We start from the raw sequence: 22,585 nt of genomic DNA, 5'->3' as shown, positions 1-22,585 counted from the left end.
CGTGGGATTGCTCGTCTTAGCTGACTTTTCAGGGAGGCCTCCATGGCACCTCGCGTTCTCGTATCCGACGAACTGTCGGAAACCGCAGTCCAGATTTTCCGCGATCGCGGCGTCGAAGTCGATTTCCAGCCGCAGCTTGGCAAGGATAAGGACAAGCTTTTCGAAATCATCGGCAATTACGATGGTCTTGCCATCCGTTCCGCCACCAAGGTGACGGAAAAGATCATCGCGGCGGCCAAGAACCTGAAGGTCGTCGGCCGCGCCGGTATCGGCGTTGACAATGTCGATATCCCGGCCGCCTCGCGCCGCGGTATCATCGTCATGAACACGCCGTTCGGCAATTCGATCACGACCGCGGAACACGCCATCGCGCTGATGTTTGCCGTTGCCCGGCAGCTTCCGGCCGCAGATGCCTCGACACAGGCCGGCAAGTGGGAAAAGTCGAAGTTCATGGGCGTCGAAATCACCGGCAAGACGCTCGGCATCATCGGCGCCGGCAATATCGGCTCCATCGTGATTGCCCGCGCCCTCGGCCTGAAGATGCATGTCCTGGCCTACGACCCCTTCCTGTCGAAGGAGCGCGCCGAGGAAATGGGCGTGACCAAGGTCGAGCTCGATGAGCTCTTCGCCGGCGCCGACTTCATCACGCTGCATGTGCCGCTGACCGACAAGACCCGCAACATTATCGACGCCTCGGCCATCGCCAAGATGAAACAGGGTGTGCGCATCATCAACTGTGCCCGCGGCGGTCTCGTTGATGAGGCAGCCCTTGCCGCCGCGATCAAGTCCGGCCACGTCGCCGGTGCCGCTTTCGACGTTTTCGAAGTCGAGCCGGCCAAGGAAAGCCCGCTCTTCGGCCTGCCGAATGTCGTCTGCACGCCGCATCTCGGTGCTTCCACGACTGAAGCCCAGGAAAATGTTGCTCTGCAGGTTGCGGAACAGATGTCGGATTACCTGATGAAGGGTGCCGTCTCCAACGCCATCAACATGCCCTCGATCACGGCTGAAGAAGCGCCCATCCTGAAGCCGTTCATCAAGCTTGCCGATGTTCTCGGCGCTTTCGTCGGCCAGGTCACGGACGATCCGATCAAGGAAATCGAGATCCTCTATGACGGCGTCACCGCCAACATGAACACCAAGGCTCTGACGAGCGCGCTGCTCGCCGGCCTGATCCGCAATCAGGTTGCCGATGTGAACATGGTTTCGGCTCCGATCATGATCAAGGAAAAGGGAATCGTGCTTGCCGAAGTCAAGCGCGACAAGACCGGTGTTTATGACGGCTATATCAAGCTGACCGTCACCACCGACAGCATGACGCGTTCCGTCGCCGGTACCGTCTTCTCGGACGGCAAGCCGCGCTTCATCCAGATCAAGGGCATCAATCTCGACGCCGATGTCGGCAACCACATGGTCTATATCGCCAATACCGACGTTCCCGGCATGATCGGCTTCATCGGCACGACGCTCGGCTCCGCCGGCGTCAACATCGCGAACTTCCAGCTCGGACGCGACAAGCAGGGCGGTGATGCCATCGCGCTTCTCTATGTCGACGGCCCGATCAGCGATGACGTTCTTGCCAAGCTGACGGCACATCAGGCGATCCGCCAGGCAAAGCCGCTGGTGTTCAACGTCGATTGAGCCTGTCCGCCCGGAAGAAGGGCGGCAGCCACAGAGTTCGCTCCTCCCAAGAGCCAGTCCGAAAGCCCGGCGCGACACAAGTTGCGCCGGGCTTTCTTTATGGTTGTGAGGGTTGTGGATAAGCCTGGCCGGCACACTATCGGGGGCGAGGAAACGCGCCTATCTCTTATGTCATGGAGGCATTGCGGAAGGGTTTTTCGGGAAAAGGGATGGGCACGCCGATCGAGTGGCTGGCAAAGCCGGTCTCGGTGGCGATCGTGCTCTTTGCGCGCGCCATCACCGCAGTGCGGGCGATCTGGCCCGAGAGCGGCATGAACACCCGCCGCTGCGTCTATTTCGCCAATCACTCCAGCCATGGCGATTTCATCCTGATCTGGACTGTCCTGCCGCCACGATTGCGCCGACGCGCTCGCCCGGTGGCTGGCGCGGATTATTGGCTGAAATCCCCGCTGAACAGCTTCATCGGCCGGGATGTCTTCAACGCCGTGCTGATCGAGCGCGATCGCGAAGCGCGCAAGGAGGATCCGGTCACGCAGATGACGCAGGCGCTGGATGCAGGCTCCTCGCTGATCCTGTTTCCGGAAGGCACCCGCAACCTGACCGATCAGCCGCTGCAACCGTTCAAGAGCGGGCTTTTCCATCTTGCCCAGGCTCGCCCCGATATCGATCTCGTGCCCGTCTGGATCGATAACCTCAATCGCGTCATGCCCAAGGGCGAGTTCGTGCCCATTCCGCTGATCTGCACCGTGACCTTTGGTGAGGCGCTGCATATCGGCGCGGCCGAGGAGAAGGCGGACTTCCTGGCGAGGGCGCAATCGGCTCTCTTGGCGCTGGCGCCCAAGCGGGCGGGAGACTGAGCATGAATGCGGCAAGCGCCGATCTGATCCATCTCGTTCTCGGCATTTTCGGCGTTCTGATCGTCGCCTCGATCATAGGCTATGTGCTGCAGCAGCGCCTGTCGCCCGACGGATCGAATGCTGCCATCGAAAACCTGAATGCGCGCATCAAGGCCTGGTGGGTGATGGTGGTGCTGATCGGCATCGCCTTCATTGCCGGGCGTGCCGGCGTCATCCTGCTGTTTGCCTTCTGCTCCTTTGCGGCACTGCGTGAATTCGTGACGCTGATCAACACGAAGCGAGCGGACCATTGGGCTCTTGCCGCCGCCTTCTTCGTCGCCCTGCCGGTGCAATATTACCTGCTCTGGGCCGAGCAATACGGCATCTATTCGATCTTCATTCCCGTCTACGCCTTCCTCTTCATGCCGATCATCGCCGTGCTGCGCGGCGATACCGAGCGGTTTCTCGTGCGCATCGCCGAGGTGCAATGGGCGCTGATGATCTGCGTCTTCTGCGCTTCGCATGTGCCGGCGTTGCTGACGCTGCATATTCCGGGATATGAAGGCCGCAACGTGCTGCTGATCGCCTTCCTGGTGATCGTCGTGCAGCTCAGCGACGTCCTGCAATATGTCTGGGGCAAGCTCTTCGGAAAAACCAAGATCGCGCCGCGTCTGTCGCCATCGAAGACGGTCGAGGGTTTTGTCGGCGGCGTCATCAGCGCCTCATTGATCGGGGCGGCGCTCTGGTGGGTGACGCCATTTACGCCGCTGCAGGCCGGGCTTCTCGCCTTCATCATCACCATCATGGGCTTCTTCGGCGGGCTTGTTATGTCGGCAATCAAACGAGATCGCGGTGTCAAGGATTGGGGCCATCTCATCGAAGGGCATGGCGGGCTGATCGACCGGCTGGACTCGGTCGTCTTTTCCGCGCCGATCTTCTTCCATCTCGTGCGCTTCTGGTGGTCGCTGTCATGAGCGGGAAGCTGAAAGCACTTGCCGGCAGCAGCATCGTGCACGTGCTTTTCGCCTTCCTTGCCATGGGCGGCTGGGCCGTCTTCGCCAATCGTATGCATCCGATGCCGCGACCCTTGATTGCGGGCGTCGTGCAGGGCGTGCTTTCCGGCTGCCTGACACTGTTCCTTAAATCCGCGGTCGAGACTTTGTCGCGGCGATTTAGCGGCCTTGTGCGCCTTTGGGCGCCGCCACTGATCGCTTGTTTGGGTTCTGCGACTATCCTGATCGTCATCCATGCGCTGAGCGGCACGCCGGAGATCCTGAAGACCATTGCCGTGCCGCTACTGGTCTCGTCCAGTTATGCGGCGATCTACAATTATTCGATATCGGGCGGAAGGCATCGAAGCCATGAAGGGTGAACGGCTATGACAGGCGAGGGGATAGGCGACAGGCGGCCGCTGGCGAGCCGAAATACGCGGTGGGCTCACGCGCTGGCGCGGCGCATGACCGCGCTTTCGGTAACGCCGAACCGGATCTCACAGGCGAGCATGCTCATGGCCGCGCTGGCAGGGGCTTCGTTCTGGCTCTCCGGCGCCGCCGATAGTCTCGGTATGCGAGTGGTTCTGCTGATCCTAGCCGCCTTGTTCTGCCAGCTGCGTTTGCTCTGCAATCTGCTTGACGGCATGGTGGCAGTCGAAGGCGGAAAGGGGGAGGCCGACGGACCGTTCTGGAACGAATTTCCGGATCGGATCGCCGATATCCTCATCTTCGCCGGTATCGGTTATGCCATCGGAGCGCCGGGCCTCGGCTGGGCGGCGGCTGCCTTTGCTGTGTTGACCGCCTATGTGCGCGAGCTTGGCCGCGCCACCGGCAACCCCAGCGATTTCGGCGGTCCGATGGCCAAGCAGCATCGCATGGCGGTCGCCACGGCTGCGGCTTTGCTCTCGATCATCGAGGCGCTATGGAGCGGCGGCGGCTGGATTTTGACGATCACGCTTTGGATCATTGCCATCGGTTCGGCGGTCACGGTGTGGAGGCGCAGCCGCAATCTGATCCGGCATTTGAAGGCAAAGGGTTGATCCGCACTTTTGCCGCCCCCTTGCGCCGGATAGCGATCCTTTCTATATCCCTCCAGAATTAGGCAGGTTGCGAATGGTGCAGCCCATTGCCCGCATGAAAATTCGCCGCTTTTGCATGGCATCCGGCGGCAGGAAGCATGATCCCGAAAAGTGTGCAGCGGTTTTTGGATCAGATCGTGCGAAATGAAATCGTGAGAGCGTGACGACGTTTCGAAGGAAGGTCATCCCGCTCGGCAGCATCGAAGATCGTTCAAGACTGGCGGCAACGACCGTGAATACACTGGATTTTGACAAGAGGCCGGAAGATACCCGCGTCGTCGTCGCCATGTCGGGCGGTGTCGACAGCTCGGTCGTCGCCGGTATTTTGAAGCGGCAGGGTTATGATGCGCTCGGCATCACGCTGCAGCTCTATGACCATGGCGCCGCCGTACATCGCGCCGGCTCCTGTTGCGCCGGTCAGGATATCGACGATGCGCGCCGCGTCTGCGAAACGCTCGGCATCCCGCATTACGTACTCGATTATGAGAAGCGCTTCCGCGAGACGGTGATCAATCCTTTCGCCGAGAGCTATGTCGCCGGCGAAACGCCGATCCCTTGCGTTGCCTGCAACCAGACCGTCAAGTTCGCCGATCTGCTGGCGACCGCCAAGGAACTCGGCGCCGATGCGCTGGCAACAGGGCATTATATCCGCTCGCGCCCGAACCCGTCCGCAGAGCACCCGCATCGCCGCGCTCTCTATCGTCCGGCCGATGCCGATCGCGATCAGAGCTACTTCCTCTTCGCCACGACGCAGGAACAGATCGACTATCTGCGCTTTCCCCTCGGCGGCATGCCGAAGGCCGAGACCCGCGCGCTTGCCGAGGAAATGGGCCTCGTCGTCGCCAAGAAGGCCGACAGCCAGGACATCTGTTTCGTGCCGCAGGGCAAATATTCCGATGTCATTGCCAAGCTGAAGCCGAATGCGGCGCTTGCCGGCGAGATCGTCCATCTCGACGGCCGCGTGCTCGGCCAGCACGAAGGCATCCTGCATTATACGATCGGCCAGCGCCGCGGCATCGGTGTCGCCACGGGCGAGCCGCTTTACGTCGTCTATCTCGACGCCCGCTCGCGCCGCGTCATCGTCGGCCCGAAGGAGGCGCTGGAAACGCATCGTGTCTATCTGCGGGATGTCAACTGGCTGGGCGACGAGCCGTTGATCGAGGCCGCTTCCGGCGAGGGCTTTGCCTGCTTCGCCAAGGTTCGCTCCACCCGTGCGCCGTCACCAGCAGTGCTGCATGCCGATGCCAGCGGCATCTATGTCGACCTTACGGTCGGCGAGGCTGGCGTCGCTCCGGGCCAAGCCTGCGCGCTCTATTCGGCACCCGGCGATGACGCCCGCGTCTATGGCGGCGGCTTCATCGAACGCTCCGAGCGCGAGCCGATGGCGGAAGCTTCCTTGAAGGCTCTGCTGGCAAGCCCGGTCGCAGCTTGAACGATAGATAAGGTCGGTTTGGAGAAACCACTGATTTTTCCAAATCATCCGCTTGACACCAAGCCGAGCCGCACTTTATAAGCCGCTCAACCGACGAGCCAGCGCTTTTCGAGCGGCGGTTCGTTTGACCTTTGTGTTTGGTGTTGGACATCAAGCGCAGCGTGGCGGAGTAGCTCAGTAGGTCAGAGCAGAGGAATCATAATCCTTGTGTCGGGGGTTCAAATCCCTCCTCCGCTACCATACGTCCCCCGATGGTTCTGCACGGCTGCCCAAGAAAGCGCTCGTTTGTTATGGGCGCGAAAGCTAAACCCTTTCGACATTTGAAAGGGCTGAATTCAAGAACCGGCCGCGCCAATCCCCTTGGGGCCATCGAGACGAGCGACGTCGTCATCCAAGGTTCGTACTGCCGCTGCCAAGGTTGCCAGTGCCGACATCATGAGGGCATGGTCTTGGCCTTCCTGGGATTGCGACTGGGCCAGAGCAAGAGCTCGATCATGAAGCTGCTGGCTGATGGTATCGAGCCGATCGATAGTGTCTTGGTTCATAGCCGTCTCCTTTACAAACCAATTCGGCAGAGCGCCATATGTTTGGGAATGCAGGCTGCGGCTTATTTGTTCCGGGCGAACCTGATCGGCAGGGCGGCAACTGCGATCCGGGATATTGCCGGCAATTCCATATCGATCAGGTTTGGCTGATAGCTCTTCCGGTACCTATGTTTTGCAAGGCGGCCATAGGCATTCGCCGGCGAGGGACGGCCTCACACAAATTCGACGCCCATGCTGTTGATTTTTCGCCAGCGCACTGCGCAGGCCAATAATCTCTCGTCCGAAAGTTGCAGTTTGAACGCGTTTGGTGCGGCGAGTGGGTTTTCGATTTGGATCATGGCGCCGCTATCGGACAGATTTCGGACGAGGCAATCGAAGACCGAGTGGCCGTCGTTAAATATGATTTTCGCGCCGAGAAGCGTTCGCTTTCGGGTGGCTACCCGGCCTTCGGATGTGAATGCCGTCATCGCGCTGGCTCCTTCAGTCCCATTTTTCACTAATATGGCATGTTCTAATATCGAAGATATTAACGGAAAGTCGCAAATTGAGCGCTTCCCGCCGCCAGATGCAGCGAAGGGGAGTGGCGGGCATGGGCAAGATGCCAGCTGGACGGGGGGCGGGCCTAGTCCGGCGCATCGGCACCGCCGAATCTTCGAGAGCCTGTCTCTCCGGCTTGATGGCAAGCGGAATATCTCAGCGGTGTCGGATGAAAGCAGCCACCGGCGAACAAGTTGCCGTCAATTGCGTTGTATTTTCAAACGGCCAATGGAAATCCATGCAACATCTCTTGCAAGACGAAACACGCTCTGGCACCGTGCCGCCATAGGGGATCGGGATTTTCAATGAGATTGTTTTTGGCAGCGGCCACCATGCTGGTGATCGCCAATTCCGCGATGGCTGCAGACGATGCCGTGAGCAATGCGTTCCGGGTCTGCAAGATGATCGACAATACCGGCTTGTTTACCGCGCCGTGCCAGGTTTCCAGCCGGAGGTACGCCGTCATGGCGACCATAGACGTGCCGAGCGCCGATGCCAGAAAGGCCTGCGCGCAGATTACCGGCGTGGTTTCGTCAAAGGGGCTCCATTTCCCCGGGGGAGAATGGACCGTGCAGATCAAGTCGCCGACCAGCGGCGACAAATCCATCGCTTTTTGCAGATTGCCGAAATAGAGCAACTCTGGGAAAACTGCGTAGCGGTTTTCCGTCCGGAACTGGGAAAAAAGAGATAAAGCGTTCTTGCGATTCAGCGAAGCGGAGAGACTCTAACGCCGTCAGGCCGAGGCGTTCAGTTCCTCTTCGGCATAGGCAAGCTGCAGTTCCATCTGGACCGCATGCATGAAGAGGCCGGCTTGCCGCGAGATTTCGCCGTCTTCCACTCCCTGTTCGCGCAAGGCATTGGCAAAGAGTGCCATTTCCGAGCGCCAGAAGCGGTTTGCCGCCTCACCATGTAGCTGCTGAAGGGCTGTGGCACACCGCCTGACATCACTGGTACGCCTGTCGGCCGGGAATGGTAGAAGCGACATATTCTCTCCGTCATCGGCAGGGGCGAATCGCCTGCCTCTGTTGGCAAAGATCGCCGGCACTCGTTCATAAAAAGTGAATAATGTCAGAGAGATCCCGCGTGGCGCGGGAAGGATGGGTGATTCACTGCATTACGGATATGCCTGCTTCCCGAGCAGCCTTGATCAGGGCCTCTCTTACGGCTTCGGCAGGGACGGCGCCAAGCATCGCTTCGAGGCAGATCCGTACCGCTGCGACATAGTCTTCGCCATTTGCCACCGGCCAATGTTCCAGCAGCAGCTCTGCAACCTGATGTACCGAATTGACGCGGCGGGTTCCGCCATTCTCACCCATGACAAGCGTGACAGCTGGAAATGGTCGTAAAGTGTTTCGTTTCAAAACGCATTACCTCCGAAACGTTCATGCTTCGGTAACAGAGCAAGAAGCGTTCCGATTCGGACGCTTCCGGCCGATGTCAGTGAAACAGGTTCCGCTTCTTGCTGCCTGCAAATTCACTCCGCAGATTCCCGTATTGATTGTGGATGCGGCATTTCCCGCAGAACTGGATGAGTCTGGGGGAGCTTGTCATGCACGCGCGGTGGCCGACGGCCCTGTGCCGAGATATCGCACCGCATGCAGAGCACGGAAGCTTGCGTACTCAAACAAGGATCGGCAGCAGGTTTAGTATCGCAATCTAATCGAGCACGCCGGCTTCGATGCAGGCCTCGATGAATACCTTCCTGGCGTACTCGCAAAGAAAGGGGTCGGTCTCGGCTTCAAGGCAAAGGCTCCTGGCCGAGTCGTATTTTTCGCCTCTGACGGTCGGCCAGCGGAAAAGAAGATGATTGTGGGCTTCCTTTGGGCTTCGAATTGCTTCCGGCATGCCATGGCCGATGCGCAGATATACGGGCTCAGGCCAGCGGATTGCGCCGGCCCTAAAGGTCATTTTCATTTCGATGATGCTCCGACATTGCGAGTGAAACTCCCGCCACGGCAAAAAGTTTCGCAATTTCCGGAAAATCGGTCCGCACCATTTCTGCAAGAGCGGTGCGGCGCCGACGTGGGGCAGCCTACCGGACTATACGCAAATCAAGCCTTGCGAAAACGGTGCGCAGCAGGTCTCGAAACAGGGTAGCAATTCCTACTGAATGACCGGCATCTCAAGGGGGACGCCAGCCTCCGATGCTGCAGCGACAAAGCTGTTGCGGGCTTCCAGCGGTTTTCCCTGGCCTCTTTCGACGTCGGCACAGACCTGCAGAGCCATCATGAAAGCCTTGCCCTCTGCGACAGGCCATGCGTTCAGCAGCATGTCCAGCGCTTCCTTCGTGTTCGCGACCGTATAGACTTTTCCGGTGCGCTTGCAGATGACCATGATGGGATAATTCCAGTCTTTATTGTTCATGGCAGGAGGCTCCGATCCAACGCCGCCTAACGCTACGGTGCGCGAAATCCCAAGTTAGTTTCAAGACGATATCTGGAGCAGTTCGGAACTGTTTCAATCGTCGGGAAATCAATTCGAATGTCGGCGTGATCAACTTTCGAGTCATAACTTTCGATGTCGTGTTTTTCACAGCAAATCATTGCACGGAGATTACTTGCGCTGGGCGATGAGATCATAAAAGACTTGCCGTACAGCGTGGCGGACGGGAGAGGGTGATGGGAAGCTTTGCCGAGATCAGGGAGCGGGCCGAGAAGCGCAAGGGAGGCGCCGACGGGTTAAGGGCGCTGATGCCCAAGGCGCCGAACCATGAGGTGCTGCGTGCTCTGCCCGATGATCGGATCTTGTCGGAGATGACGCGCTACATCTTCTATGCAGGTTTCGTGCGCAACGTCATCGATTCGAAATGGGCTGGTTTCGAAACGGCATTCTCCGGCTTCGACCCCGCCTTTCTCAATCTGGCGCCGGATGATTACTGGCATGATCTGACCTCGGACGCACGGGTGATCCGCAACGGCGCCAAGATCATGTCGGTGCGGGCCAATGCACAGTTCGTCCGCGCGATTGCAGATGAGCACGGCAGCGCCGGCCGTTTCTTCGCCGATTGGCCGCTGGAGGATCAGATCGGTCTGCTTGCTCTCCTGGACAAGCGGGCGAACCGGCTCGGCGGCATGACCGGGCAGTATCTCCTGCGGGCAATCGGCCGCGACAGCTTCGTCATGAGTCATGACGTTCTCGTCTGCTTGCGGCTTTCCGGCCTCCCTATCTCTGAAAATAAACCCGCCAAGAAGGATCTTCGGCTAATCCAGGATCAGTTCAACGCCTGGCACGCAGAGACGGGTCTGCCGCTCACCCATCTCTCACGCATCTGCGCCTTCTCCGTCGGAATGCCGGGAGAAGAGGACGAGGCCTGATTGATCTCATGTATCGAATGATGTTGGATCGCGTCGCGAGATTGGAGGAGCAGAATGACGAACGATAGCAGACCCTTGGCCATCAGCGCGCCACAGCCGCGCTCGCTCGAGCTTATCTTCACCAAGGATGCACTGTCGCTCCTTCATTCGAAATATCGCATCGTCGAGGCGGATCCGGACGATATCGCCGGACTGGGCGACGAGGTGCTGGCTGAGGCGCGCTACATCATCGGCCAGCCGCCGCTATCGAGGGAAACGCTGGATCGCATGCCGCAACTGCGCTGTATCCTGAATGTCGAGAGCAATCTCATCAACAACATGCCCTATGAAGTGCTTTTCGAGCGCGGCATCCACGTCGTGACCACTGGCTTCGTTTTTGCCGAGCCGGTCGCCGAGATCGGCCTTGGGTTTGCTCTGAGCCTGGCGCGCGGGATCGTCGATGCCGATGTCGATTTCCGCGAGGGCAGAGAACTCTGGGGTGGCGATGGCAATGCGAAGGCGCGGCTCGTTGCCGGCAGCGATATCGGCATTGTCGGCTTCGGTGATCTCGGCAAGGCGCTGAATCGCGTGCTTTCCGGCTTCCGCGCCAATATCAGGGTGTTCGATCCCTGGATGCCGCCGTCGATCCTCAAGGAGCACGGCTTGCAGCCCGCTGGGCTCGATGAGGTGTTGTCCAACAGCGATTTCGTCTTCGTGGTCGCATCCGTCACCAGCGAGAACAGGGGGTTTCTCGGGGCAGAAGCTTTTGCGAAAATGCGCGAGGGAGCGGCCTTCATTCTGCTCAGCCGAGCCGATGTCGTCGATTTCGATGCACTGATGGCGGCTGTCGCCTCGGGCCATATCGTGGCGGCAAGCGATGTCTACCCCGAGGAGCCGCTCGGCTCCGATCACCCGGTACGCAAGCTCAAGGGCTTCCTCCGCTCAGCCCACCGCGCCGGTGCGCTCGACAGCGCCTTCAAGAAGATGGGCGACATGGTGCTGGAGGATATGGATCTGATGGATCGCGGCCTGCCGCCGATGCGCTGCAAGCGCGCCGAGCGGGAGACCGTGTCGCGCATGCGCTCGAAGCCGGTGACGCGCAACTGATCTTTCGTCTTCACTCCCGGGCAATGTTTCTCTGTACCGGGAGTGAATTTGTATCGACGGAGCTAGCGGCGATCGAGCCGATTGGCGAGGCGATCGCCCAGCCATTGCATGCCCCAGACCAGAATGATCAGGATGATGACGACGGCGATCATGACGCTCGTCTCGTAGCGTTGATAGCCATAGCGGATGGCAAGATCACCGAGGCCGCCGCCGCCGATTGTGCCGGCCATGGCAGAAGCGCCGATCAGTGTGACCATGGTCACGGTGAAGCCGGCGACGATGCCGGGCATCGCTTCCGGTATCAGCACTTCGCGGACGATCGTCCAGCGATTGCCGCCCATGGCGCGCACGGCGTCGATCAGGCCGCGATCGACGTCGCGCAGCGAGACCTCTGCGACGCGCGCGTAATAAGGGATCGCGGCGATGGTCAACGGCACGATCGCGGCTGTCGTGCCGAGCGCGGTTCCGACGATCAGGCGCGTCAGCGGGATCAGGGCGATGAGCAGGATGATGAAGGGCACGGCGCGGAAGCCGTCGACCAGGATGCCCAGGACGCGGTTGATCGCGCCCTGTTCGGCGATGCCGCCGCGGCTGGTGGCGACGAGAGCAAGGCCGAGCGGCAGGCCGATGATGAGAGAAAGAAAGCCGGAGGCGCCCGTCATCCAGACGGTTTGCCAGAAGGAGCGCCAAAGCAGACCGAGGATTACATCAGTTGTCATAGCCTAGAACCTCCACCCGTGCGGAGCGGGCTTTCAAGAAATCACTGACTTGGGTCGGCAAGGTCGCGTCGCGCGTCGGCACCGCGACGAAGAAGCGGGCAACGGGCTGGTTCTGGATATGGTCGATGCCGCCATGGACCAGCCGGAAGGAGCGGGGAAGAGCGGCCGAAAGTTCGGCAAAGAGTGCACCCTGCGCGGCAGGGCCGGCAAGATCGACGCTGAGGATGGCTTCGGCACCGGATGTCGGGGAAAGGCGGGCGGCAATATGGTCTGGAAGCTGCGGACGCGCGCCGCTGAGCAGGCTGGCGGTGATGTTCTGCTGGGGATTGGCGAAAACCGTCCATACCGAGCCCTCCTCGACAATCCGGCCGGCATCGATGACCGCGACGCGATCGGCGATCGAACGGATCACTTCCATCTCGTGGGTGATGAGCAGGATCGTCAGGCCGAGCTTGCGGTTGATGTCCTTCAACAATGCCAGAATGGATCGGGTTGTTTCCGGGTCGAGCGCCGATGTGGCTTCGTCCGACAGCAGAATTGCGGGCCGGGCGGCGAGGGCGCGGGCAATGCCGACGCGCTGCTTCTGGCCGCCGGACAGCGCGGACGGGTAGGCCTTGGCCTTGTCGGCAAGGCCAACGAGCTCCAGCAGCTCGCGGGCACGCTGTAATCGTTCCGCCTTGGCGATGCCCTCGATTTTCAGCGGCAGTGCGATGTTTTCCTCGACCGTCCTGGAGGACAGCAGGTTGAAATGCTGGAAGACCATGCCGATGCGGCGCCGCAGCGGTTGCAGTTCCTTCTCTGAAAGGCGGGCGATATCGCGGCCCTCGATGTGGATCTCGCCGCTATCGACACGCTCCAGCCCGTTCAGGCAGCGGATCAGCGTCGATTTGCCGGCACCGCTGCGGCCGATGATGCCGACGATTTCGCCGCGGCGTGCGGTCAGCGATATACCATCCAGCGCTGGCGTCGCGCCGAACCGGCGGCGGACATCGACCAGGCGGACGATCTCGTCGCCTGTCGCTTCAGGCGGCGCCTGTCCGTCGATCGATGTGGCTGGGGTGAAAGAATTCATAGTGCTTCTCTTTGTATAAAAGCGGCCTCCGAGTTCGTTGAGGCCATTGTACCCCCTCTGTCACTTCGTGACATCTCCCCCACCGGGGGAGATCGTTGGGAGTTTGTTGCGCGCTTAGCAGAACAATCGGCAATGTGTCAGCAGATGCGATGCGTGTTTCTGGCAATGGCTTGCCAAATATTACCAATCTCCCGCCTTGTGGGGGAGATGTCCCGAAAGGGACAGAGGGGGGTGCACACTCTCCACGAACTTCTCGGCCAATTTCAGTTACACTTCATCGCATCCTGCCGGGGAAAACATCAAAGGCGGCCCGGGCAAGATGCCCCGGCCGCCCGCCGTTCAGCGCTGTCCCCCGCGCCGTTCTGAGATCAATAAGCGCTCTGACCGGTGCCCTTGTAGACCTTGTCGAACTCGGCCTTGACGGTGTCGTTCTGATAGGAGGCGACAAGCGTCTTGACCCAGGCTTCATTCTCGCTGCCCTGCTTGACGGCGATGAAGTTGCGGTACGGATTGTTTTCGGTCTGCTCCTGCGCGATGCGGTCTTTCGCCGAGAGCCCTGCTTTCAGTGCCCAGTCGGTGTTGACGACGGCTGCATCGAGATCATCGATCGAACGGCCGACGATGCCGGCATCCAGTTCCTTGATGTCGACGTCCTTCGGGTTTTCAGCGATATCGGCAACCGTGGCGAGGATGCCGGTGCCTTCCTTGAGCTTGATGATGCCCTCATGCTGCAGAACGAGCAGTGCGCGGCCTTCGTTGGACGGATCGTTCGGGACCCCGATGGCAGCACCCTTCGGAAGGTCGGCTACCGTCTTGTACTTCTTCGTGTAGAGGCCGATCGGCCAGATGCCCGTGTAGCCGGCAATCGCGATGTGATAGCCGTGCTGCTTAATCTGGTTGTCGAGGTAGGGCTTGTGCTGAAAGGCGTTGGCGTCGATTTCGCCGCGCTCGAGTGCTTCGTTGGGCTGGGTATAATCGTTGAAGACGACCGGCTCGACCTTAAGGCCCTTCTTGGCGGCCTCGGCGACCACGACGCGCCAGACATCCTCATCCTCACCACTCATGATGCCGACCTTGATCGTCTTGTCGGCGGCCAAGGCCCGTGGTGCGGTAGCCGTCAAGCCGAAGACGGCGACAGCGGAAGCGAGGATGGCGGCAAGGCCGGCGCGGCGGGAAAGGCGCAGCGCGTCGAAACCTCTAGAAAGCTTTTCAGTCATGGGAAATCCTGTTCCAGATGATCGAGATCGTTCTCTCGTTGACAGCAGGATCATTTCAGACGCGTGCTCAGTCCGCGAAGCAGGATCATGCGTTGTGCATTGCGGTTCTGAAAACTCTTTTCAGTGCAGCGCAAAAGCGCAAACTAATTTTCTATAAATGCAATAGACTATTTATGCGGCAAGCAGGCATTTGCTTATATTTTAATCATTTCAGCGGTGAATTGGATCTTTCCAGAGGACCTCTTCCGGCTTTTCCACCGGCTCGATATCGAGATTGACGACCACCGGCTCCTGGCCGGAGCGGACCAACACGCATTCCAGCGTCTCATCGCGGCTGGCGTTGATCTCCTGGTGCGGTACATAAGGCGGGACGAAGATGAAATCGCCGGGACCGGCTTCGGCAACGAATTCGAGGTTTTCACCCCAGCGCATCCGTGCCTTGCCTTTGACGACATAGATGATGCTTTCGAGATCGCCGTGATGATGGGCGCCCGTCTTGGCATTGGCGTGGATCGTCACGGTTCCTGCCCAGATCTTTTCAGCGCCTGCACGCGCATGATTGATCGCAGTCGCGCGGTTCATGCCGGGGGTTTGTGCGGTATTCGGATCGAGCGCATTGCCGGGAATGATCTTGATGCCGTGTTCGCGCCAATCGATGGGCTGATGGTCGTGATCGTGCCCGTCGTGATGCTGATGTTCATGATCGCCACACATGGCGTTCCCTTTGCTCTTAGGAGGGAGATTCGCGCGCCTTTCGGCGGCACATGGCAATTTCATACTACGCGAAGCTATTCAAAAATAAAGAGAATTACAGAAAATTCTTAAAGAGGCTTTTCAAGTCGAGATTAATCTATAGACTTGATCAAGTTAAATGACCGGTGGGAACATTTCGTGTGCGTCCCGCGTTGCGCCGGTCACGAAATGGTTTGCCGCGCCACGCCCCGTTTTTCCGGCGCGCCAAGCTGATGAAGCAGCGCTTGGGTCTCGGAGGAGAGACCATCCACTTTCATATATGCGCCGGACTTCCAATTGAAAGGAGACAGACATGTCGAATGCCTTGCCGCCCCTTCATGAGGGTCATGCCCCGATTACCCTGCAGCAGCTCTTCCGCGAAGCGCTATATGCCTTCGAGGAATGGGACAGCGAAGTAACCGAACCGATCGTGACGTTCGAGGGACGTATCCATCCCATTAGCGTCGTGTTTGAAGCTATGCGCGAATGCACTGATATCGTGCCCAACAATATCGTCTCGGCCGTGACCGAGCGGCTGACCAAGCCTTGGGAGGGCGAGGGTCCGCTCGACACGATGACCTTTTCGACGGCCGCCCGCGTGATGGGCGTTCTGGTTCGCAAAAGATTGCTGGTCGTGAACAACGGCGTCAACGTCGCTGCCATTGCGGCAGATACCCAGGCGGCGGAAACGTCGGATCGCTGACAGCGAAGATTGTTTATGGAAGGCCCGCCGGCGTGTGCCCGCGGGCCTTTTGCTCGTCATCGGTTGCCGGCATCGAATTCCGGATCGACGGGGATCTGCATCGCCGTCACGAGATGATTGGTCTGTCCCGCAAGTCCGATAACCGCCAACAGTTCCCCATGCTGGGCGTCAGTCATGCCCTTTGCTCTGGCGGCTGCGGTATGCGAATGGACGCAATAGGTGCAGCCGTTGGCCGTCGAGACGGCTATGTAGATCATCTCGCGCACGAGCGGATCAAGTGCGCCGTCCGCCACCATGACCGCTTTCAGGCCCTCCCAGGTGCGTTTAAGCAATGCAGGATCATTGGCGAGGCCGCGCCAGAAATTATTGACGAAATCGGATTTTCTCACCGCGCGAATGTCGTCGAACACAGCCTTGACCGCCGGGATTGCCTCGGCTTCCGCATCGTCGAGTAAGTTGACCGTCGCCATTCCTTATCTCCCTTTCATTTCATCAGCTCTCATTATGTGGAACCATAATCTATTTCCTGACGACATGGGCGCGGGAAGCTCCCATTATTCTCCCTTCTTTTCGTTTGCAAAAATCATCCATATGTGAAAATACTATTCACATAAGAAGATTGAGGCCGGCGCAGGAACCGGTGACGAGGATAATCCTCAAGGCGGAGAGGCGCTTTGGGCCGGGGTGATGTCGGGGAGCGGGAATATCAATGACACTGAAGAGGGACTTGCCGCTGGCCGGACTTGTCGTCGTCGACATGAGCCAGTTTCTGTCGGGTCCCTATTGTTCGCTGCGGCTGATGGATCTCGGTGCCAGGGTGATCAAGATCGAGCGTCCCGGTGGCGGCGATCTTTCGCGCGGGCTTTATCTCAGCGACGATGAAAGCGGTGATTCGACGATCTTCCATGCGATCAACCGCTCCAAGGAAAGCCTGGCGGTCGATCTGAAAAACGAGCGCGATATGAGCGCGCTGCGCAAGCTGATCTCCAAGGCCGATGTGCTTATTCAGAACTTTCGCCCCGGCGTGATCGAGCGGCTGGGGCTGGATTACGAGGCCGCAAGCAAGCTCAATCCGCGTCTCATCTATTGCTCGATCAGCGGCTATGGCGAAGAGGGACCATGGGTCGGGCGGCCGGGGCAGGATCTTCTGGCGCAATCGCGTTCCGGCGTCATGTGGCTGAACGGCGACGAGGGACAGGGCCCGGTGCCTTTTGGTCTCGCGATCGGCGATATGCTGGCGGGTGCGGCTGCCGCCCAGGGCATTCTGGCGGCGCTGGTGCGGCGCGGCGTGACAGGCGAGGGTGGACTGGTGGAGACCAGCCTGCTGGAAGCCCTGGTCGATCTGCAGGTCGAGGTGCTGAGCGTTCACATGAATAATGGCTATAAGCTGCCCGAGCGCTCCCATGTTCGTAGCGCCCATGCCTATCTTTCCGCCCCCTATGGCGTCTATCCCGCCGCCGACGGCTATCTCGCCATCGCTATGACGCCGATTTCCAAACTTGCCGATCTGCTCGGGATAGACGAGCTTGCGGCCTATCGCGATCATGAGAAAAGCTGGTTCACGGCGCGCGATGAAATCAAGGCGCTGATCGCTGCGCGCATCGCCAGCCGCAACGTTGACGACTGGCTGGCGATCCTCGAACCTGCCGACATCTGGTGCGCAAAAGTGCTGAACTGGCCGGAGCTTCTGGGCAGTGAAGGTTTTCGCGTTCTTGACATGCTGCAGACGGTCGGGCGCGATGATGGCGTCAGCCTGCGTACCACCCGCTCGCCTATCCGTATCGATGGGCAGCGACCGAAATTCGAGCGTGCGGCCCCGCACGTTGGCGAGCATAATGCGGCACTCTGGGAGGAGTTCGACCTTGGCTAAGGGGTCGAGAGGTCGCGATGGATTTAGAAGGAGTTTTCCAATGACGCGCATCACCAATCTTCGCGTTTTCGATTTGCGCTTCCCGACATCGCAGAGCCTCGACGGTTCGGATGCGATGAATCCGGATCCGGATTATTCGGCAGCCTATGTCATCCTCGAAACCGATAGACCGGGTCTTGCCGGCCACGGCCTGACCTTCACCATCGGCCGTGGCAACGACATCTGCTGCATGGCGATCGAGGCGATGCGGCATCTGGTCGTCGGTACCGAACTTGCGACGGTTCTGGAAAACCCTGGTAAATACTGGCGACATCTGACCAGCGACAGTCAGCTGCGCTGGATCGGCCCGGAGAAGGGCGCGATGCATCTGGCGACGGGCGCGGTCGTCAATGCCGTCTGGGATCTGCTTGCCAAGGAGGCCGGCAAGCCGGTCTGGCGGCTGGTTTCGGAGATGGATGCCGAGCAGATCGCCGATATCGTCGATTATCGTTACCTGACCGATGTGCTGACCCGCGACGAGGCCGTCGCCATTCTGAAGAAGGCGGAGGCCGGCAAGGCCGGCCGTATCGCCACGCTCGAGCGCGAGGGCTACGCCTGCTACACGACGTCAGCCGGCTGGCTCGGCTATGACGATGCCAAGCTGCGCCGCCTGTGTCAGGAGGCGATCGACGCAGGTTTCAACCATGTGAAGATGAAGGTCGGCCGCGATCTCGAAGACGATATCCGCCGCCTGACCATTGCCCGCGAAGTGATCGGCCCCGACCGTTATCTCATGATTGACGCCAACCAGGTCTGGGAAGTCAATCAGGCGATCGACTGGGTGAAGAAGCTCGCCTTCGCCAAACCCTTCTTCATCGAAGAACCCACAAGCCCGGATGACGTTGCTGGACACCGCAAGATCCGCCAGGCCATCGGCCCGGTGAAGGTCGCGACGGGCGAGATGTGTCAGAACCGCATCATGTTCAAGCAGTTCATCGCCGAGGGCGCGATCGATATCGTGCAGATCGATTCCTGCCGCATGGGCGGTCTGAATGAAGTGCTGGCGGTGCTGCTGATCGCCGCCAAGTATGGATTGCCGGTCTGGCCGCATGCCGGCGGCGTCGGCCTGTGTGAATATGTGCAGCATCTGTCGATGATCGATTATATCGCCGTCTCAGGCACCAAGGACGGCCGCGTCATCGAATATGTCGATCACCTGCACGAGCATTTCATCGACCCTTGCATCATCCGCGATGCAGCCTACATGCCGCCGAGCTTGCCAGGCTTCTCCATCGAGATGAAGCCGGAATCGATCGCGGAATATACGTTCAAGGGTTGATTCCTGCTGTATCCATCAAAGCAAAAGCCCGCCAAATGGCGGGCTTTTGTCGTTCACGTTTAGCAAATCCACGTCAGGCGGACTCGTTCAACCACTCCTGAATGACCGGCACATCGGCATCGTCAAACTCATGACCGCCGGGAACGGTCGCAAGTTCGACCTTTGCGCCGCCGTCACGCAGTCGTTCGGCGAGCGGCTGGGCGTATGGGCCGTATAGATCCTTCTCCCCAGCGATTATCAGCACCTCGGCATCCGACATATCCGCTGCTGGCGGATTTTCGAGTACGGCCATGGAGCGCAGCAGCACCGCGCGGTGGATAAGATGCGGTTGCAGCGACAGCATGGCGTTCAGCAGGTTGGCGCCGTTCGAATAGCCGATATAGACGATGCGGTCGGGATCTAGCCCGTAGGCATGGATCGCGCCTTCGATGAAGGCAGCAAAGGCTTCGGCCTCGCTGGCGATGTCGGCCTGATCGAAGCTCATCGGCCCGTTGCGGCGGAACCAGCGTGGCGCACCTTCTTCAAGCGCCCGGCCGCGTACGCTGAGCAGGGTCGCATTGCGATCGATCTCGTGACCAAGCGGCAGCATTGTCGTTTCGTTGGCGCCGGAACCGTGCAGCAGAATGAAGACATTGCCGTTCGGCTCATCGGGTGTGAAGAAGCGATGGATGAAGGGCAGGTCGCGATAGATGACGCGCGGCTCTCCGGGCATGGAGAACTGCGGCAGGATCACGTTCAACTCGGCCAGAAGCTTCGGACTGTCGCCGGGAGCGAAGAGGCGTGTGCCGAGTGTCGCTTCGTCCTCGTCGATCAACATGCCAGGCGCATCCGTGGCGAGTTCGAACAGGATCTGGCCAGGTTCGCGGACATAGAGCGAGCGGAAATATTTGCGGTCATGCATCGTCGTCGGCCCGGAATCGATCGCCTGCAGGGCGGTGTGGACCGACTGCAATTCGGCATCGTCGGCGGCGCGAAAGGCGACGTGATCGACCGTACCCGTCCCCGGGGCGCTTGCCCAGAAGCCACGGGCATCGCGGATGTCGAGGATATCGCCGGGTTCCGAGACGAGCCGGCTGATCGCCCCGGTGGCAACGAGCGGCCGGTAGTCGAAATGGTCAACCAGCATGGCTTGCGTTTCCTCGGGCGTTTCGCTGAATAGCGTCGCACCGCGGATGCGGGCAATCGCGTGTTCCTGTGGAATAGTGTCGCTCGCCCACGGAGCCGCCGCCTGCAGGGCATTGGTTCCCACCAGTTTGACGATGACGCCATCCGGATCCTTCAGCCGAAGCACAGGCTCACCGAATTCCTCTGAGGGACCCTCCGGCTTGAGACCAGCGCTCAGGGCGCGTGTCAGCCAGAAGCCGATGCTGGCGGGATCGATGGCGAGCGAGATTTCGCCGACCTGACCGACACCCGCGCGGCCGGGAGAACCGTCCTCCCACACGAGAAAGGTAATCAGCGAGCCGGGCGAACCCACGGCATCGCCATAGAGGAGATGAAGCTGCGTAGCATCCTCGAAACCGCCGGTGCGCTTGACGAGGCGCAGGCCGAGGAAGCCGAGGTAGAAATCGACATTCGCCTGGACCTTGCGGGTGATCAGCGTGATGTGGTGGATGCCGGCGACCATGGGATGCTCCAGACCGTTATTTCGTTCTGGTGCTATTTAGGCCGGCGTCATTGTTCAATGCAATGCACCGTCCGTGGAGGCACTGTTCACAAAATAGGTTATTGCCTGGCTTGGCAGACGGCGAGCATCAGTGCTCGCCGAGGCTGTCCTCCGGAGATCTGCGGCGGTGACCGCTGATTTCCGAGCCGGCGGTGCGGGAGAAACTGGCGTTCCAGATGACTGCGAGAAGTGCAATGGCCGTGACGACGATGAAGGCGACGGAGAAGTCGATCATCTCGGGCTTGGCGTGGCCAAGGAACTGCGTCGAGCCATGCAGGGCAAGGGCGGCGACGCAGATGCCGAGGGACAGCATCAGCTGCTGGAAGGTGGAGTAGAAACTCGTGGCAATGCTCATGCGGTCACGTTCGATCTCGTCGTAAGCGATCGTGTTGTAGGCCGTGAACTGGAACGACATGAAGAAGCCGCAGAAGAACAGGATCACAAAAATGACCGGTAGCGGCCAATCCGGCTTGAAGATGGCGCACATGCCATAGCCGAGCGTGCCGATGAGGCCGAAGATGATAAGGGCGGTGCGGAAGCCGAGTGTGCGCAGGATGCGAACCTGAAAAGGCTTCATCGCCATGGAGCCGAGTGCCGTCGCAATGGCGATCTGGCCGGCAGCGGCGGCCGAAAGACCAAAGCCGAGCTGCAGCATCAGCGGGATCAGGAAGGGATGGGCGCCCTGGCTGATGCGCGTCAGCGAGCCGGCGATAACCGAGGTGCGGAATGTCGGCACCTTCATCAAGGAGAAATCCATGATCGGCGAGGGGTGCTTGCGGGCATGGCGCAGATAGGCGATGCCGAAGAGCAGGCCGATGGAGATGAGGAAGACCGCGAGATAGCCTTCGCCCTCGCGGCTCGACATTTCAAAGCCGAAGAGCAGAGAGCCGAGCGAGATGCCCGAGAGGATGAAGCCTGAGAGATCGAAACGGCCGGTGCGCGGGCCTTTCACCTCCTCGATGAACATGGTCACCAGTATGAAGCCGATGATGCCGATCGGCACGTTGATGTAGAAGATCCAGCGCCAGTCGAGATAGGTGACGAACATGCCGCCGATCGGCGGGCCGAGAATGGGGCCGACCAGCGCCGGGATCAGCAGCCAGGACATGGCGTTGACCATATCCTTGCGGGCGACGCTGCGCATCAGCACGAGGCGACCCACGGGCAGCATCATAGCGCCGCCGAGACCCTGAAGGAGGCGCGCAATCACGAGGAAGAATAGGTTCGGCGCCTGCGCGCAGAGAAGCGAGCCGACGACGAAGACCGCGATGGCGGATCGGAAGACGGTGCGCGACCCGAAGCGGTCTGCAATCGCGCCGCTGGCGGGAATGAAGATCGCGAGGCTGAGAAGGTATGAAGTCAGCGAGATGCTCATGGCCGGCGCGCTGACGCCGAAGTCTCTCGCCATGGTCGGAAGGGCTGTTGCGAGCACGGTCGCGTCAAGCTGTTCCATGAACATTGCGCTTGCTACGATAAGCGCTACTACACGAAAATTCGGTGCGGCCCGCCTGACGGGGGCGGCCTGGAATATCTGATCCGACATTGTCGGGGATCGCTCTCGATGGTGCGGTGGGGTCCTAAGACAGAACCGCAAGTCTGGTCATGGCGCGAAGGCCTATTTGAACGGCGGTTTGTATACTCCTGCTTGCATGCGATTGCTATATCAGAAATCGCAAATCCCATTCATGGGATGAAAAAAATGATGCACATGCAGGGGCAAACGGCATCAAATGAACGTGAGGTGAATGAAAAGGCGCGATATCACGCCGAAATGCTCACGCTTGGTTTTTCCGCGTAAGATAATGTGCTCGTTTCTGTGTGCGGGCGGA

25 protein-coding genes and 1 tRNA gene are annotated in these 22,585 nt (G+C 59.8%); 12 read left to right on the top strand and 14 right to left on the bottom strand.

Features of this window, described 5'->3' with window-relative positions:
• Positions 1–42: 42 nt before the first annotated feature.
• From serA to I8E17_RS12430, 7 genes are all read left to right on the top strand, one after another.
• Positions 43–1,638, top strand: coding sequence for a phosphoglycerate dehydrogenase (serA, locus tag I8E17_RS12460; RefSeq protein WP_069611814.1), 1,596 nt, complete (start codon positions 43–45; stop codon positions 1,636–1,638).
• Positions 1,639–1,847: 209 nt separating this feature from the next.
• On the top strand, positions 1,848–2,495 hold the full coding sequence (locus I8E17_RS12455) for a lysophospholipid acyltransferase family protein (RefSeq protein ID WP_069611813.1): 648 nt from the start codon (positions 1,848–1,850) through the stop codon (positions 2,493–2,495).
• A 2-nt stretch (positions 2,496–2,497) separates the two neighbouring features.
• Complete coding sequence (locus I8E17_RS12450) at positions 2,498–3,448, top strand: phosphatidate cytidylyltransferase (RefSeq protein ID WP_069611812.1); 951 nt, start codon at positions 2,498–2,500, stop codon at positions 3,446–3,448.
• Positions 3,445–3,846, top strand: a complete 402-nt coding sequence (locus I8E17_RS12445) for a hypothetical protein (protein WP_069611811.1) — start codon at positions 3,445–3,447, stop codon at positions 3,844–3,846. Before I8E17_RS12450 ends, I8E17_RS12445 begins: the two co-directional genes overlap by 4 nt.
• A 6-nt stretch (positions 3,847–3,852) precedes the next feature.
• Positions 3,853–4,506 (top strand): CDP-alcohol phosphatidyltransferase family protein, encoded by a 654-nt coding sequence (locus I8E17_RS12440; RefSeq protein WP_069611810.1) that lies wholly within the window; start codon positions 3,853–3,855, stop codon positions 4,504–4,506.
• Positions 4,507–4,777: 271 nt separating this feature from the next.
• Positions 4,778–5,977, top strand: coding sequence for a tRNA 2-thiouridine(34) synthase MnmA (gene mnmA / locus I8E17_RS12435; protein ID WP_069611879.1), 1,200 nt, complete (start codon positions 4,778–4,780; stop codon positions 5,975–5,977).
• 163 nt (positions 5,978–6,140) lie between these two features.
• Positions 6,141–6,217, top strand: a tRNA-Met gene (locus tag I8E17_RS12430).
• A gap of 95 nt (positions 6,218–6,312) precedes the next feature.
• Here the strand turns inward: I8E17_RS12430 and I8E17_RS12425 are convergent.
• The 7 genes from I8E17_RS12425 to I8E17_RS12395 form a co-directional block, all read right to left on the bottom strand.
• On the bottom strand, positions 6,313–6,522 hold the full coding sequence (locus tag I8E17_RS12425) for a hypothetical protein (protein ID WP_069611809.1): 210 nt from the start codon (positions 6,520–6,522) through the stop codon (positions 6,313–6,315).
• Between the two features lie 212 nt (positions 6,523–6,734).
• Positions 6,735–6,989: a PilZ domain-containing protein gene (locus I8E17_RS12420; protein WP_069611808.1), complete on the bottom strand. Its 255-nt coding sequence runs from the start codon at positions 6,987–6,989 to the stop codon at positions 6,735–6,737.
• A 287-nt stretch (positions 6,990–7,276) separates the two neighbouring features.
• Positions 7,277–7,696, bottom strand: coding sequence for a hypothetical protein (locus tag I8E17_RS12415; protein ID WP_069611807.1), 420 nt, complete (start codon positions 7,694–7,696; stop codon positions 7,277–7,279).
• A gap of 96 nt (positions 7,697–7,792) precedes the next feature.
• Positions 7,793–8,044, bottom strand: coding sequence for a DUF6074 family protein (locus tag I8E17_RS12410; protein WP_069611806.1), 252 nt, complete (start codon positions 8,042–8,044; stop codon positions 7,793–7,795).
• A gap of 121 nt (positions 8,045–8,165) precedes the next feature.
• Entirely contained in the window at positions 8,166–8,375 is a 210-nt protein-coding gene (locus I8E17_RS12405; RefSeq protein WP_174718628.1) for a DUF982 domain-containing protein, read from the bottom strand.
• Between the two features lie 340 nt (positions 8,376–8,715).
• Positions 8,716–8,973 carry a DUF982 domain-containing protein gene (locus tag I8E17_RS12400; protein WP_069611804.1) on the bottom strand — a complete coding sequence of 86 codons (258 nt, stop codon included), beginning with the start codon at positions 8,971–8,973 and terminating at the stop codon, positions 8,716–8,718.
• 189 nt (positions 8,974–9,162) lie between these two features.
• Positions 9,163–9,423 carry a DUF982 domain-containing protein gene (locus I8E17_RS12395; RefSeq protein ID WP_069611803.1) on the bottom strand — a complete coding sequence of 87 codons (261 nt, stop codon included), beginning with the start codon at positions 9,421–9,423 and terminating at the stop codon, positions 9,163–9,165.
• A 254-nt stretch (positions 9,424–9,677) separates the two neighbouring features.
• Between I8E17_RS12395 and I8E17_RS12390 the strand changes: the two genes are divergently transcribed.
• Entirely contained in the window at positions 9,678–10,373 is a 696-nt protein-coding gene (locus I8E17_RS12390) for a DNA-3-methyladenine glycosylase I (protein WP_069611802.1), read from the top strand.
• Between the two features lie 54 nt (positions 10,374–10,427).
• Positions 10,428–11,459, top strand: coding sequence for a hydroxyacid dehydrogenase (locus tag I8E17_RS12385; protein WP_113366620.1), 1,032 nt, complete (start codon positions 10,428–10,430; stop codon positions 11,457–11,459).
• A gap of 62 nt (positions 11,460–11,521) precedes the next feature.
• On the opposite strand, the gene I8E17_RS12380 is transcribed toward I8E17_RS12385, so the two are convergent.
• The 4 genes from I8E17_RS12380 to I8E17_RS12365 all read right to left on the bottom strand — a co-directional run bounded on the left by I8E17_RS12380 (position 11,522) and on the right by I8E17_RS12365 (position 15,181).
• Positions 11,522–12,178 (bottom strand): methionine ABC transporter permease, encoded by a 657-nt coding sequence (locus I8E17_RS12380; RefSeq protein ID WP_069611800.1) that lies wholly within the window; start codon positions 12,176–12,178, stop codon positions 11,522–11,524.
• Positions 12,168–13,250: a methionine ABC transporter ATP-binding protein gene (locus I8E17_RS12375; RefSeq protein ID WP_069611799.1), complete on the bottom strand. Its 1,083-nt coding sequence runs from the start codon at positions 13,248–13,250 to the stop codon at positions 12,168–12,170. The genes I8E17_RS12380 and I8E17_RS12375 overlap by 11 nt, the downstream gene beginning before the upstream one ends.
• 368 nt (positions 13,251–13,618) lie before the next feature.
• Positions 13,619–14,467, bottom strand: a complete 849-nt coding sequence (locus tag I8E17_RS12370; RefSeq protein WP_069611798.1) for a MetQ/NlpA family lipoprotein — start codon at positions 14,465–14,467, stop codon at positions 13,619–13,621.
• A gap of 210 nt (positions 14,468–14,677) precedes the next feature.
• Positions 14,678–15,181 (bottom strand): cupin domain-containing protein, encoded by a 504-nt coding sequence (locus I8E17_RS12365; RefSeq protein ID WP_069611797.1) that lies wholly within the window; start codon positions 15,179–15,181, stop codon positions 14,678–14,680.
• A 331-nt stretch (positions 15,182–15,512) separates the two neighbouring features.
• On the opposite strand from I8E17_RS12365, the gene I8E17_RS12360 reads away from it, so the two are divergent.
• Positions 15,513–15,902: a hypothetical protein gene (locus I8E17_RS12360; protein ID WP_069611796.1), complete on the top strand. Its 390-nt coding sequence runs from the start codon at positions 15,513–15,515 to the stop codon at positions 15,900–15,902.
• A gap of 56 nt (positions 15,903–15,958) precedes the next feature.
• Here the strand turns inward: I8E17_RS12360 and I8E17_RS12355 are convergent, their stop codons facing one another.
• A complete protein-coding gene (locus tag I8E17_RS12355; protein WP_069611795.1) occupies positions 15,959–16,372 on the bottom strand; it encodes a carboxymuconolactone decarboxylase family protein in 414 nt (137 codons plus the stop codon).
• A 239-nt stretch (positions 16,373–16,611) separates the two neighbouring features.
• On the opposite strand from I8E17_RS12355, the gene I8E17_RS12350 reads away from it, so the two are divergent.
• Complete coding sequence (locus tag I8E17_RS12350; protein WP_069611794.1) at positions 16,612–17,772, top strand: CaiB/BaiF CoA-transferase family protein; 1,161 nt, start codon at positions 16,612–16,614, stop codon at positions 17,770–17,772.
• Between the two features lie 40 nt (positions 17,773–17,812).
• On the top strand, positions 17,813–19,090 hold the full coding sequence (locus I8E17_RS12345) for an L-fuconate dehydratase (protein WP_069611793.1): 1,278 nt from the start codon (positions 17,813–17,815) through the stop codon (positions 19,088–19,090).
• Between the two features lie 73 nt (positions 19,091–19,163).
• Here I8E17_RS12345 and I8E17_RS12340 read toward each other — a convergent pair whose 3' ends face one another.
• Positions 19,164–20,717, bottom strand: coding sequence for a VOC family protein (locus tag I8E17_RS12340; protein WP_069611792.1), 1,554 nt, complete (start codon positions 20,715–20,717; stop codon positions 19,164–19,166).
• A 127-nt stretch (positions 20,718–20,844) separates the two neighbouring features.
• Entirely contained in the window at positions 20,845–22,299 is a 1,455-nt protein-coding gene (locus I8E17_RS12335; protein WP_069611791.1) for an MFS transporter, read from the bottom strand.
• Positions 22,300–22,585: the final 286 nt, after the last annotated feature.

Source organism: Rhizobium sp. AB2/73, assembly GCF_020871915.1.
In the GTDB taxonomy this organism is placed as follows: domain Bacteria; phylum Pseudomonadota; class Alphaproteobacteria; order Rhizobiales; family Rhizobiaceae; genus Rhizobium; species Rhizobium dioscoreae.
The sequence above is the reverse complement of the archived record's forward strand: the minus strand, read 5'-3'. Positions and strand labels throughout refer to the sequence as shown.

What these genes read in the sequence shown, in the direction of transcription:
- serA (WP_069611814.1), top strand. Translation starts at nt 43, where the DNA reads ATGGCACCTCGCGTTCTCGTATCCGACGAACTGTCGGAAACCGCAGTC.
- I8E17_RS12455 (WP_069611813.1), top strand. Translation starts at nt 1,848, where the DNA reads ATGGGCACGCCGATCGAGTGGCTGGCAAAGCCGGTCTCGGTGGCGATC.
- I8E17_RS12450 (WP_069611812.1), top strand. Translation starts at nt 2,498, where the DNA reads ATGAATGCGGCAAGCGCCGATCTGATCCATCTCGTTCTCGGCATTTTC.
- I8E17_RS12445 (WP_069611811.1), top strand. Translation starts at nt 3,445, where the DNA reads ATGAGCGGGAAGCTGAAAGCACTTGCCGGCAGCAGCATCGTGCACGTG.
- I8E17_RS12440 (WP_069611810.1), top strand. Translation starts at nt 3,853, where the DNA reads ATGACAGGCGAGGGGATAGGCGACAGGCGGCCGCTGGCGAGCCGAAAT.
- I8E17_RS12425 (WP_069611809.1), bottom strand. Translation starts at nt 6,522, where the DNA reads ATGAACCAAGACACTATCGATCGGCTCGATACCATCAGCCAGCAGCTT.
- I8E17_RS12420 (WP_069611808.1), bottom strand. Translation starts at nt 6,989, where the DNA reads ATGACGGCATTCACATCCGAAGGCCGGGTAGCCACCCGAAAGCGAACG.
- I8E17_RS12410 (WP_069611806.1), bottom strand. Translation starts at nt 8,044, where the DNA reads ATGTCGCTTCTACCATTCCCGGCCGACAGGCGTACCAGTGATGTCAGG.
- I8E17_RS12405 (WP_174718628.1), bottom strand. Translation starts at nt 8,375, where the DNA reads ATGGGTGAGAATGGCGGAACCCGCCGCGTCAATTCGGTACATCAGGTT.
- I8E17_RS12400 (WP_069611804.1), bottom strand. Translation starts at nt 8,973, where the DNA reads ATGAAAATGACCTTTAGGGCCGGCGCAATCCGCTGGCCTGAGCCCGTA.
- I8E17_RS12395 (WP_069611803.1), bottom strand. Translation starts at nt 9,423, where the DNA reads ATGAACAATAAAGACTGGAATTATCCCATCATGGTCATCTGCAAGCGC.
- I8E17_RS12390 (WP_069611802.1), top strand. Translation starts at nt 9,678, where the DNA reads ATGGGAAGCTTTGCCGAGATCAGGGAGCGGGCCGAGAAGCGCAAGGGA.
- I8E17_RS12385 (WP_113366620.1), top strand. Translation starts at nt 10,428, where the DNA reads ATGACGAACGATAGCAGACCCTTGGCCATCAGCGCGCCACAGCCGCGC.
- I8E17_RS12380 (WP_069611800.1), bottom strand. Translation starts at nt 12,178, where the DNA reads ATGACAACTGATGTAATCCTCGGTCTGCTTTGGCGCTCCTTCTGGCAA.
- I8E17_RS12375 (WP_069611799.1), bottom strand. Translation starts at nt 13,250, where the DNA reads ATGAATTCTTTCACCCCAGCCACATCGATCGACGGACAGGCGCCGCCT.
- I8E17_RS12370 (WP_069611798.1), bottom strand. Translation starts at nt 14,467, where the DNA reads ATGACTGAAAAGCTTTCTAGAGGTTTCGACGCGCTGCGCCTTTCCCGC.
- I8E17_RS12365 (WP_069611797.1), bottom strand. Translation starts at nt 15,181, where the DNA reads ATGTGTGGCGATCATGAACATCAGCATCACGACGGGCACGATCACGAC.
- I8E17_RS12360 (WP_069611796.1), top strand. Translation starts at nt 15,513, where the DNA reads ATGTCGAATGCCTTGCCGCCCCTTCATGAGGGTCATGCCCCGATTACC.
- I8E17_RS12355 (WP_069611795.1), bottom strand. Translation starts at nt 16,372, where the DNA reads ATGGCGACGGTCAACTTACTCGACGATGCGGAAGCCGAGGCAATCCCG.
- I8E17_RS12350 (WP_069611794.1), top strand. Translation starts at nt 16,612, where the DNA reads ATGACACTGAAGAGGGACTTGCCGCTGGCCGGACTTGTCGTCGTCGAC.
- I8E17_RS12345 (WP_069611793.1), top strand. Translation starts at nt 17,813, where the DNA reads ATGACGCGCATCACCAATCTTCGCGTTTTCGATTTGCGCTTCCCGACA.
- I8E17_RS12340 (WP_069611792.1), bottom strand. Translation starts at nt 20,717, where the DNA reads ATGGTCGCCGGCATCCACCACATCACGCTGATCACCCGCAAGGTCCAG.
- I8E17_RS12335 (WP_069611791.1), bottom strand. Translation starts at nt 22,299, where the DNA reads ATGTCGGATCAGATATTCCAGGCCGCCCCCGTCAGGCGGGCCGCACCG.